The sequence below is a fragment of the Streptomyces sp. NBC_00299 genome (assembly GCF_036173045.1).
In the GTDB taxonomy this organism is placed as follows: Bacteria; Actinomycetota; Actinomycetes; order Streptomycetales; family Streptomycetaceae; genus Streptomyces; species Streptomyces machairae.
This window is the reverse complement of sequence record NZ_CP108039.1, coordinates 3,009,402-3,020,648: the sequence shown is the minus strand read 5'-3', so window position 1 is coordinate 3,020,648 and position 11,247 is coordinate 3,009,402. Positions and strand designations below refer to the sequence as shown.

Genomic DNA, 11,247 nt, shown 5'->3' with positions numbered 1-11,247 from the left:
CAGCCGCCCTTCCTCTTGCGTCAGGCCGCCTCGAACGCCCGCCGGATCAGCGGTCCAGCCTTCTCCAGGTCGGCTGCCGAGGCGATACGCACCTCCAAGTCGCCGGTCCCGAGGTGGCCGATACCGCGCATGTCGCGCGAGAAGCCCTCCTCCAGCTCGACCGTCTCCGGGTCGATCTTGAGGTAGACCAGGATCACCTCATGCTTCGGGCGGAAGATGACGGAGGCGACGTTCACCATCCGACGGTAGGCGATGTAGTGCCGAAGCTGAGCCACCTCGACCTCGCCCCAGGCGGTGAGGGCCTCGTCCAGCTCTGCGTACAGGTCCTGCAGGCAAGCGGGAGCCGCGCCCGGAGGCGCTTGGACCGGCCCGGTGTTGGTACGGGCCTCCGCCTCTCTCTGCCGCCTCCGGCGCCGAGCCGGAGCGGGACTGGGAGACCTCGATGTGGACTCGATCAGCAGCAGACTCAGCAGGTCGCCGTCGAAGACGCGGTAGCGAACCAGGTCGATCCGCTCGCGTAGCCGGTGCACGGCGACCCGGTCGTGGTGCGAGAAGCTGGCCGCGATGCAGACCATGCGCGGGTTCCGCCAGTCGATCGCCTCGGCGGCCTCGGAACCCAGCTTCTCCATGACCAGCGCCTCGAACTCGTGACGTGCGGAGTCCAACCAGGACAGATAGGAGACGGCCTGTGAGAGGACACCGCTGTCGGCGCCCTTCTTGTATTCGATCAGCGCAGGACTGCCGTTCTCGTCCAGACCGAGCGAGTCGATCCGGCCCCGGTGCCAAGGCCCGGTCGGATAATCGGATGCGAGGAAGCGGATGCCGAGCATGGCCTCCATGTTGGCCTCGATCCGGCGCTGAAGCTCCACCTCCAGAGCCACCGTCGAACCGCGCAGCTCGACGTCCCAGCCATTGGCATCCGGCCGGAACAGCTTCAGGTCGCTCACTCGCCTCCCCGTCCTCCCCGATGTCAAACAGTCGGACAATCGACCGGAGGGCACGGTTATTCCGCGCCGTCGGGCTGCCTCTGTGAGGGAGCCGGTCGGCCTTCGGAGCCTCGTCGGCGTAGACGGGGGAACGGGGCTTGTATCAAGTGGAGTTGTAATCATTCGCCCTGTTACCTGGATCTGGCCTGCCCTCAGCCGCCCAGGGGACATACATTGGCCTCAGTTGATCGTCAGGGGGGCGATGTCTTGGCAGGGCGCGATCTTCGGATGCTGGTCAGATCGAACGACCTGAGCACCTCCACGAACGAGGCGTTCACCAGTCGGCAGGCGCAGTGGCAGGCGGTGACGGCTTCTCTCCTCGGACACACGCTGCGTCCTGCGGACCAGACCGAGCAGCCGGACGAACTCGGCGGTGCCGCGTTCGTTCTCGGGTTCCCCCACGAGGAACAAAGCGAGAAGGAGCACCTCGGTGAGTGAACGAGACCACCTCGTCGAGGATCTCGTAGCTGAGATCCTCGGTCCCCGCCGAGGGCCGAACGAGAGGCTGGGGGGCGACGAGGACCCGCTTGACGAGTACATCGTCGGTGTCCTGGCTCCGTTCTCATCCCCTTCGGTCGAGGTCGACTCGGACCAGGAGCTCGTCGGTGACGAGCTGTCGGGCAGTGATGACGACCTCGATCCAGGCGAGTCCGTGTCAGGACGTCAGCCCGCCGACGTCGGCATTCCGTCGCTGGTACTCGACCCTCGCGCCAGGCCGTCGTCGATGGGCGTCTCCCTGGCGGTCAGCGCCCCTGACAGGCCACTCCTTGACATCTGCTGTACGTGGGCCAGGTACCGCAAGGAGGCCAACGGGGAGTGGAGCCGGGAGCCTCACGGGGCTGTCTGGCGCGACGTGGACTGTTCCGTCGACAGCCTGCTGAGTGACCCCGCGGACCCAGGAGTCGGGGTGAGGGTCCGTAGCCGAAGGGACTCTCGCGGCATCTGGAAGATCTCGGTGTTCGTGGTCAACCTGAGCTCTGTGGAATCAGACCACCCTTCCCCGTCGGAGCACGTGTTCCAGCCCCAGGTGCGTCTGCGCTGTCAGGGCGGAGCCGAGCTGGTTCCACTGGAACACCAGCACCTGGCACAGGACGAGGAGGACGCGAGCCTGGCGCTTCTCTACGAGGACCGTCCCGTGCTTGCCCGAGGGCACCTCTGCTCCGCCGTCTGGCGTCAGGTCGACCCAGAGCGCCCGCATCCGGGAGGGTTGGAAGCAACCAGGCCCCCGTTCAGGTGGTCCGACGGGCGTCACCTGTTCGAGGAAGGGACGGTGGCTGAGTTCGAGCCGGCCGACGTCCGGTCCGAGTTCGTTCCTGTGGTTCCCGTCAACGCTCCGGACAAGGGCTGGCCGGCCGACGCGGGAGATCCACCTGAGCTGGACCCGATGGAACTGGCCCAGATCACGGATGGTGCCGTACTCCGCCTGAGGCTGGAGCCGCTCGCGGACGCCTACGAACGCTGGATCGTGGGCCAAGCCCGCGGGGTTGAAAGCCATGCGCCAGGCACACCGGCCCAACGACACCTCTCCGGGTGCCGACGCGCGCTGGATCGGATCCGCGACGGGATCGAGCTGTTGGCAGACGACCGCGACGCCCTCCTCGCGTTCTGCTTCGCCAACCGGGCGATCGCCCTCCAGTCGCAGTGGACCAAGAGGAGAGTCAACCGCTGGTGGCCGTTCCAACTCGCGTTCCAGCTGGTCAACCTACGGGGAATCGTCGACGACGCCCACGAGGACCGCGAGGTGTGTGACCTGCTCTGGTTCCCGACCGGTGGAGGCAAGACCGAGGCTTACCTCGGACTCGCTGCCTTCACCCTCGCGCTTCGGAGGCTTCGTGCCCAGCGAGGGCAGGATCCCGGGGGAGGAGCAGGAGTGACCGTCCTTTCCCGGTACACACTTCGGCTCCTCACCATTCAGCAGTACAGGAGGGCGCTCGCGATGGTGACGGCGTGCGAGCTCCTCAGGGTCAGCGGCTCGCCTGGACAGCGTGGCTGGCGGCCGTCCGGCTGGGAGGAACTCGGTGACGTGCCGTGGGGCTCCACCAGGTTCTCGGTCGGACTGTGGGTGGGCGGCAACGTGACCCCGAACAACCTGCAGGACCTCGAATACCGTGACGCGAACAACAGGATCATCACGGCCCACGGAGCCATCTCGATCCTGGAGGGGGAAGAAGGCGAGGGTGACCCGGCGCAGATCCTGAACTGTCCGGCCTGCAGGTCGACACTGGCGATACCTCCGGAGGGCCTGCGTGAGGGCGACACGGGTGTGCTGCACTTCGTGGTGGGCGACCCGGATCCGGCTCTGGGCCCGGACGTGGCGCCGCAGCTGTCGGAAGAGCCGTTCGACGTGACCGCGGTCACGGTCACCCGTCATCCGGACCCGTCGTTCGCGACCGTGTCCGTCCTGTTCCGCGTCACTGCGGACGTGTCTGACCAGAGCGTCGACAAATGGTTCAAGGGGCATGCGAGTCGTCTGCTCGGTTCCAGATCCTGGCTCGTCTCCGCACGCGCGAGTCGACCAGGGTACTTCGTGCGGACAGTTGAGTGGGGCAGGCAACGAAGCGAGAAGCCCGTCGAGTTCGAGATCTTCTGCCCGAACCCGAAGTGCCCGCTCAACTCCGACCTGGCCTGGTCCGAGACGACTGAGGTCGGTGCCTGGCCTGTTCCGCCGGCCTTCGACCGGGGCGACGGTTCCTCGACGCACTGTCCTGTCCCGGCGTGGACAGTGGACGAGCAGGTCTATTCCAGGTGCCCGTCGATGGTCGTGGCGACGGTGGACAAGTTCGCCCGCCTGGCGTTCGAACCGAGAGCTGGCGCGTTGTTTGGCAACGTCGACAGGCTCAACGAACACCTGGGCTACTACCGGGCCTGGGCACCTCCGGCAGGGCCAGCGACACTCCCACGAAACGCGCGTGAGGAGGTGACGTCCGGGAACAACGTTCCCGTCCGTGGATTCCGCCCACCCGACCTCGTGTTGCAGGACGAACTGCACCTCATCGAAGGCCCTCTGGGCAGCATGGTCGGTCTCTACGAGGCTGGCATCGACCTCCTCTCCACGGTGCACGACGGCGAAAACACTGTCAGGCCGAAGTACGTCGCCTCCACCGCGACCGTCCGGAGGGCCGAGGAGCAGGTCCGTTCGCTGTTCGACCGGAGCCTGCAGGTCTTCCCTCCTCAGGGCCTCCGTGCCGAGGAGACGTTCTTCTCCTCGACCGGTTCCTCGCACCCGCTCGACGCGCAGGAAGCGGGTCGTCTGTACGTCGGAGTGATCGCCCCCGGTCGAGGAGCACAGACACCCATCGTCCGGATGTGGTCGCGTCTACTCCAGACACCCCGCAACCGACTCGGGGCCGGCGTCGCACAAAAGGAGCTGGACCCGTTCTGGACGCTCGTGGGCTACTTCAACGCTATCCGCGAACTCGCCGGAGCCGTTGCGCTGGCCCGTCAGGACATCCCCCAGCGTCTCGGGAGCGTCGCCGCGTCGCCGCGGACTCTGGACGAGCAGGAACCGATGGAGCTGTCCAGCCGCACCAGCTCCCTGCGGCTCCCGGGCATGCTCGAGGAGCTGGGAGTCCGGCTGGGGCCCGGCCGGGAACCTGCGAACGCGGTCGTCGCCACCTCCATGTTCGGCACGGGTGTCGACGTGGACAGACTCGGACTCATGGTCGTACACGGGCAGCCAAAGACCACGTCCTCCTACATCCAGGCCACCGGCCGTGTGGGCCGAGGTGTCGGCGGGCTCGTCGTCACCTTCTACCGGGCATCGCGCCCGCGCGACCTCAGCCACTACGAGTACTTCACCGGCTACCACACCACGCTCTACCGCCACGTCGAGCCGGTCACCGTCAACCCCTTCGCACCCCGGGCAAGGGACAGGGCTCTTGGACCGGTGATGGTCAGTGTCCTCCGCCAGGCGGCGAGGATCCCGACCGCGACGGGCTCCGTGGAGGTCGACGAGCGGTGGCGGATCCAACAGCGGCTCAGTAACGGGGGCTGGTTCTGCCGTGCCCACGAGATGAGCGACGCCCACACGGACCCCGAGGTGGACCTGCTCCCCGGCATCCTCGAGGAACGTGCCGCCCAGCAGCCGGCCCTCCGTCGTCCACCGTCATCGGAGACGGAGAACCATGCGCGCTCGGAATTGGAGCATTGGCGGGAGGTCGCTGACCGCGTCGGTGATGCCTTGCTGTACCACGAGTCGACGGTCACACGTCCGGCCTCTCGCCCGGTCGTCTTGGGCGACCTCGCGCATCTTGTCGCGAACATGGGTGAGGCTTATGAAAACGCGCCAAACTCTCTACGAGAGGTGGAGGCCACCACCACGATCAAGGGAAGAGGTTGAACCATGAGCCGTCCCTACCAGGAGGTCCGCCCCTCTCAGTTCGTCATCACCCTCGGCCCTGGAAGCATTCTCGAGACAGGATCCGGGCCGGTCGTACTCAAGTCGATGGACACGCTCTTCAACGAGATCGGCCGTAACCCCCAGGACTTCGAGATCGTCGACAAACGGCTCTCACGACTCGAGCTGGACGGTGCACGCATCGCTCGTGTGCCAACCAATGCCGAACTCGGGCTTCCCTCGGACAGAACGATCTACCCCACCCACGCGTTTCCATTCTGGTCCCTGTGCACACAGCACCGACCGCACCAGGTTCTGTACGAGACGGGAAGCGGATGTCCGGAGTGCCCATCGGTGTCGGCACCGCAGCGTCGGGAGAAGGCGGGGCGTGAGGCGATCCGTTTCGTGCAGGCATGCGAGAACGGTCACTTGGACGAGGTTCATTGGCACGGACTTGTACACGAGGGGGCAGCTTGTGACACGAAGCACTACCTGTGGCACGGAGGTGGCCGCGCCCTCCGACTCGTCCGCATTGAGTGCCCCCGTTGCCACGTGACCGCGAACTTCGGCCAGGCGTACGCGAAGTCCTGGCGCTGTAGCGGCCGCATCGTGGAGCACGGGGGGCGCCCGGTGCCGACAACGGCGCGGTGCGTGAAGAAGGCGCGCATCGTCCAGCGAGGAGCTGCCAACCTACGGCTCACCCTGCTCCAGAGCGCACTGACGATCATGGATATGCCGACCCGCCTTCACGACATCCTGAACGACCCATCCCTAACGGGAGCAGTCGGTGCACTCCATCGCCGCGGTCTCCTCGACCAGGTCGCGCTCATGGAAGAGGCGGAGCAGGCCGGGCTTGCCCCGGGTGCCATCGAGTACTTGAAACAGACAGCCTGGTCCGAGATCAGCAAGGCGCTTGACCAACTGCTGGGGGCCGGTAACACGGGCTCGTCGTCGCTACGTGACGACGAGCTCGACCGCCTTCGCCAAGCGGCGACCTGTGGTGTTCCGGCGGTACCCCACCCGCATCCTGGCTCGCCTCCGCTGTTCGAGGTTCACCAGGATGACGTGCGCCTCGTACAGGGCCCCGACCGGCGTCATGGGCTGCGCGTCGCACCCGTCAGCCGTCTCCGCATGGTCATGGTCCAGACCGGCTACCAGCGGTTGGACCCGCAGAAGGCCCAGAAGATGTCCACCGCTTTCGGCTGGAACGGCACCACCTGGTACCCGGGCATCGAGCTCTTCGGCGAGGGCGTCTTCATCGATCTCGCTGGTGCCTCGCTCTCCCCGGCAGGCAGCCGGGCCAACCAGTGGAACGATCGGTTCAGGAGTGATCCACACGGTGATCCGTCGCTCCACCCCGTACACGTCTGGTGGCACACTCTCTCCCACCGCCTCCTCAGATCGCTCTCAGTGGACTCCGGGTACTCGTCCGCAGCGATCCGCGAGCGGGTCTATCTCAGCGTGCAGGACGGCAAGGTCACGGGCAGTGGACTCCTCCTCTACGCGGTCCAACCCGGAGGCGATGGCACCCTTGGGGGGCTGGTCGCCCTCGTCAACCGGTTCGAGCACGTTCTTTCGCACGCGCTACGAGACGTCGAGAGCTGTTCGAACGACCCGTTGTGCCAGGAGGCGCCGTCGGTGGGGGCGGAGGGAGTCGCCTGCTACTCGTGTCTCCTGGCGTCAGAGACCTCGTGTGAGCACCGCAACCAGGGGTTGGACCGCCTTCTTCTCGCTGAGAACCTACCGTGACCTGCTTAGCAGGTTGGTCGATCACCGACCGCTTCTGCGTGGGCTGGCGGACAGCCGACGCAGAAGCGGTGTGGCGTCGGACTACGTGCGGCTCTGATTGCTCGACCAGTAGTCGGAGTACCGCTCGTACGCTAGTTGTCCGCTGAAGCGGATGTTGTCCTCGATGTCCACGACCAGGCAGCTCTTCGTTCCACCGAATCGCTGTCCGCGCATGCCTCGACCGATCATCTGCTCGTACAGGACCGGGCTGGTGGTGGGACGACCGACTACCAGGGCTCGTACCGCCGGTGCGTCGAAGCCGGTCGTGAGGACGCCGTAGTTGCAGAGAACGGACAGACGTTTGTCGCGGAACTGTTCGATGAGTGCACGCCGCGTCGCACTGCGCGTATGGGAGGTGACGACCTCCGCAGCTCGGCCGGCGCGTCGCAGCAGAACAGCCATTGCTATGGAGTGTTCTACGGTGCAGCCGAAGAACAGCGTCGGGCAGTCCGGCGGTAGTTCGAGCAGTTGCTCGAGCAGGGCACGGTTCCTCGCGTCCGATTCACCGATCTTACGGAGGAAGTCAGGGTGGAAGTCCTTGAACTGGTCGAAATGTGCACGGTGGCTTTCGACGTCGTCCATCCGGAACCCGGGACCGGCATAGGAGAGCACCTTGTGCTCAGGCCGTGACAGGACGTCCCGCCGACGGAGCTCGGACACGATGTCGTCCCCCAAGGAGCGGGAGCTGAGAAGCTTGCTGTGGAACCTCTCCGCCAGCTGGCGAGTCTCGGCGTCGACCCTCCGAAAGGGTGTGGCTGTCAGCCCGATGACGGGAACCGGGGCTTTCTGCCCGAGTTCGATTCCCAGGAACCGCAGGACATCGCTGTAGCTGGGGGCCAGCATCCGGTGCGCCTCGTCCACAACCACCGCACCCAGGTTCTCGCGCAGCAGCTCGAGTTCCTGTTGTGTGTCGTCATTGGTGCCTCGAAGAACCGAGCCAAGCTTCTGGATGCTGGCCACCACGATGTCGGGGTTGCTCGGGACCGAGGCGCTTCCCCAAAGTCGGGCAATCTCCATAGTGTGCCGTACCTGGTCATTGCGGTGCCCCAGGTCGGTCCACACCTCACGGAACGCCTGGACCGCCTGCTCGCACAGCTCCTCGCTCTGGGCGATCCAGAGAACGGTCTGACGGTGTGGCTGGGAGAGGCGCCACTCGATGAGGCTCTCCACCGCGGTCCTTGTCTTGCCGGCTCCTGTGGGCAGGGTCAGAACACCACGGTTGGCGCCCGGTGCCCCGGAGAGCACCTCGATCACCTGCTCCTTGAGGTCCTGTTGGAAGTCCTCCAGGTCTCGGAGAGGCACGAAGGGGGCAACTTCCAGCGTGTCCGGCTCCCGTGTACTCCCCGGCAGGCCGGCAAAGGCAGGTGGGATATCGAGGACTCGTGCGAAGTGGCGAGGCCAGCTCTTACCGGGCTTCCACGTGCGCTCCGCGATCTTCTTGGCTTTGGCTCTGCTCCCACCACGGCTGCGTTCGGCACCTCGGTAGTCGTGCAGCGTCTCCAGCTCGTCCTCCGATGCGGAAAGTGCAAGCCGTTCCCGTAGCGTCCGGGACTCGAGAAGACCGAAGCCCGACCTGTCGACCAGGAACTCGGCAAGCTGGTCCTCGGGAAGCTTTGACCGCGGCCTTCCGGATCCGCTCTCGACCGCCGCGATGATCCATTCCACCGACTTCTTGGAGCGAGATCTCCCTCCGCTCTCGAGATCCTCGATCACCCTTCGCAGATCCTGCGGGGTGAGACGCCAGCGCAGTACTTGGATCGCTTGGGAGCGGTCCTGCTTGCTCAACTGGCCGAAGGCTTCCACCGAACACTGTCTCCCTGGACCTATCTAAGAGCCGACCGTGTTAGTCATACAGACGGCCAATCAGTGCAGTGGGGGGTGGGTAAGTCTCTCACGGCCAGGAAGTGCTTGTTTCAGGCGTAGGTCTTCTGATGCTATGTCAATCTGCCGTAACGGCGCATCGGTTCATCTTCTGGAGTGTGGTCGTCGCGGCGCAGGGATCCATACCTCATCCCCGAGCGTTGTTCAGCAGCCTTCGACGCACCGCTGGACGAGGCTGGTGGCCCTGGCGAGATCCTCCTGGGGCCGGATCCGCACCTCCGAGAGCTCGCCTGTCCCCAGGCAGCCGATTCCCCGGATGTCGCGAACGAATCCGTCGCTCAGCTCGACCATCAAGTACAGCGACGGCGCAAGGCCAGGATGCGCCTGCCGGTCCTGCCCGTCCTCGTCCGCTCGGTCGACTAGCGCCGCAGTGACGCAGCTGCAGTGCTGGAACCCGCCCGGAATGCCGACCCCGGCGAGGCATTACCGCTGCCGGTCAGCAACTCGTACGCGCCGTGGTTCCGCACGGAACGGTCGGCCGGATCTAGGCGTGGGATCTTCGTGTCCTCCGCCCAGGTAACCAAGCGGTGCGTACGTGTTGTGCCTCGCGGAGCTGGGGACAGCCCTCCACAGAGATCACCTACGCCGGACAAGCCCCTTTCGGTACCATGCTCCGAACGGGGGATTTCGGCTGGCGTGGGACGAGTTGCAGCACACTCACCGCTCGAGGCCCGAGAAGTCCTGCCACATGCCGCTCCGCGGAGCACACAGACGAATCGACCGCACAGGACTGACCGGGTACGGAGCGTGAAGATGGACTTCGACGTCGCCGCTCCCGACCCTGCTGGCATGGTGGCGTCGCTCAGTTCGCTCGGCTACTCGCTTCCCGCCGCCGTCGCAGACCTCGTGGACAACAGTGTCTCGGCAGAGGCCAAGAACATCGACGTCGACTTCACGTGGGACGGACAGAGTTCCTGGATCGCTGTGACCGACGACGGCAGGGGGATGACGGAGCCCGATCTGGTGACCGCCATGACGGTGGCGGCGCGCGGCCCGTCCGCCGAACGGAGTGCCACGGATCTCGGCCGTTTCGGTGTGGGGCTGAAGTCCGCCTCCTTCTCCCAGTGCCGCAAGCTCACTGTCGCCACGGTCAGGGACGGGACCTGGCACGTTCGGACGTGGGACCTCGGCGTTGTGGAGCACTACAAGGAGTGGCGGCTCCTCCGTGACCCCGGCGACACGACCACGACTCTCCTGCGTCGAATAGCGGGAAGTATGCAGCACGGGACCGTCGTCCTGTGGGAGCAGCTCTCCGGTTACCACAACACCGCCGTGACCATCGACGACGAGAAGACGCAGGCCCAGTTCTATGCGGAGGCGGAGCGCACTGAATCCCACCTCTCGATGGTCTTCGCTCGTTTCCTGCAGCGTCCTGCCCGTTGCCGGATCCGGGTGCGCGGTTCCGATCTCTCCCCGTGGGACCCGTTCCTGTCCACGCACCCGTCGGTACAGCGGATCCCCTGGGAGCCCCTGCCGCTGGGATCGCAGTCGGTGCGCGTGGAGCCCTTCATTCTCCCGACGGCACAGCGTCTCTCGGAGGCCGAGTACGAGTCGGCTGCCGGGCAGAGGGGATGGCTGGGACAGCAGGGGTTCTACGTTTACCGCCGGGACCGCCTGATCCTGGCCGGTGACTGGCTGGGGATCCGCGGCCTGCGGCGCGAGGAGAAGTACAACCTCGCGCGGATCGCCGTGGACATACCGGCGGAGACCGACGCCGACTGGGGCGTGGACGTGCGCAAGGCGAGCGTGGTTCCCCCCGTCTCCTTGCGTCGTCACCTGGAGAGGATCGCCAGGTACACGCGCGAGGCGGCCTCCCGTTCCGCACGACAGCGTGGTCAGGTCGTTTCGCGGGCGCACGGTGACCCCCTGAAGTTCGCCTGGAACGTGAAGCGTCACGACGGCCGGATCGTTCTGCGCATCAACAGAAGGCACCCCTTGGTGAAGGCAGCGATGGACGACCACAACGGCAACCCGGACGTCGTCCGCTCGATGGTCCGCCTCCTTGAGGAGACGGTCCCGGTCACGGCGCTCCGCATGCTCCACGAGACGGACACGGTCGACGACCCCGAACCCTTCGGCGGTCCAGGGCCAGCCGCTCCGGAGACCGTCGACATCGCCCGCCAGGTGTACGAAGCGCTCTTGGCCCAGGGCCGCTCCCCTGAGGACGCCCGCGGAGTACTCAGCTCCATGTCTCCCTTCGACGAACAACAAGGTTTCTGGAACTCCTGACCCACTTGGAAGTCCCCCACTCCGAAC

The 11,247-nt window shown here is 65.9% G+C and carries 6 protein-coding genes; 4 read left to right on the top strand and 2 right to left on the bottom strand.

What is annotated here, in order from left to right:
• Window positions 1–20: 20 nt before the first annotated feature.
• Entirely contained in the window at window positions 21–947 is a 927-nt protein-coding gene (locus OHT51_RS13090) for a DUF5655 domain-containing protein (protein ID WP_328879096.1), read from the bottom strand.
• 267 nt (window positions 948–1,214) lie between these two features.
• On the opposite strand from OHT51_RS13090, the gene OHT51_RS13085 reads away from it, so the two are divergent.
• The 3 genes from OHT51_RS13085 to OHT51_RS13075 are packed head-to-tail and all read left to right on the top strand — an operon-like array spanning window position 1,215 to window position 7,071.
• A complete protein-coding gene (locus OHT51_RS13085; protein ID WP_328879095.1) occupies window positions 1,215–1,424 on the top strand; it encodes a hypothetical protein in 210 nt (69 codons plus the stop codon).
• Complete coding sequence (drmA, locus tag OHT51_RS13080) at window positions 1,417–5,325, top strand: DISARM system helicase DrmA (RefSeq protein WP_328879094.1); 3,909 nt, start codon at window positions 1,417–1,419, stop codon at window positions 5,323–5,325. The genes OHT51_RS13085 and drmA overlap by 8 nt, the downstream gene beginning before the upstream one ends.
• Window positions 5,326–5,328: 3 nt before the next feature.
• A complete protein-coding gene (locus OHT51_RS13075; protein ID WP_328879093.1) occupies window positions 5,329–7,071 on the top strand; it encodes a DUF1998 domain-containing protein in 1,743 nt (580 codons plus the stop codon).
• Between the two features lie 81 nt (window positions 7,072–7,152).
• On the opposite strand, the gene OHT51_RS13070 is transcribed toward OHT51_RS13075, so the two are convergent.
• Entirely contained in the window at window positions 7,153–8,913 is a 1,761-nt protein-coding gene (locus OHT51_RS13070) for a DEAD/DEAH box helicase (protein ID WP_328879092.1), read from the bottom strand.
• A gap of 831 nt (window positions 8,914–9,744) precedes the next feature.
• Here OHT51_RS13070 and OHT51_RS13065 point away from each other — a divergent pair.
• A complete protein-coding gene (locus OHT51_RS13065; protein ID WP_328879091.1) occupies window positions 9,745–11,220 on the top strand; it encodes an ATP-binding protein in 1,476 nt (491 codons plus the stop codon).
• Window positions 11,221–11,247: the final 27 nt, after the last annotated feature.

Excerpts from the sequence above, each read along its gene's own strand:
- OHT51_RS13065 (WP_328879091.1), top strand. The coding sequence starts at position 9,745 with ATGGACTTCGACGTCGCCGCTCCCGACCCTGCTGGCATGGTGGCGTCG.
- OHT51_RS13075 (WP_328879093.1), top strand. The coding sequence starts at position 5,329 with ATGAGCCGTCCCTACCAGGAGGTCCGCCCCTCTCAGTTCGTCATCACC.
- OHT51_RS13085 (WP_328879095.1), top strand. The coding sequence starts at position 1,215 with ATGCTGGTCAGATCGAACGACCTGAGCACCTCCACGAACGAGGCGTTC.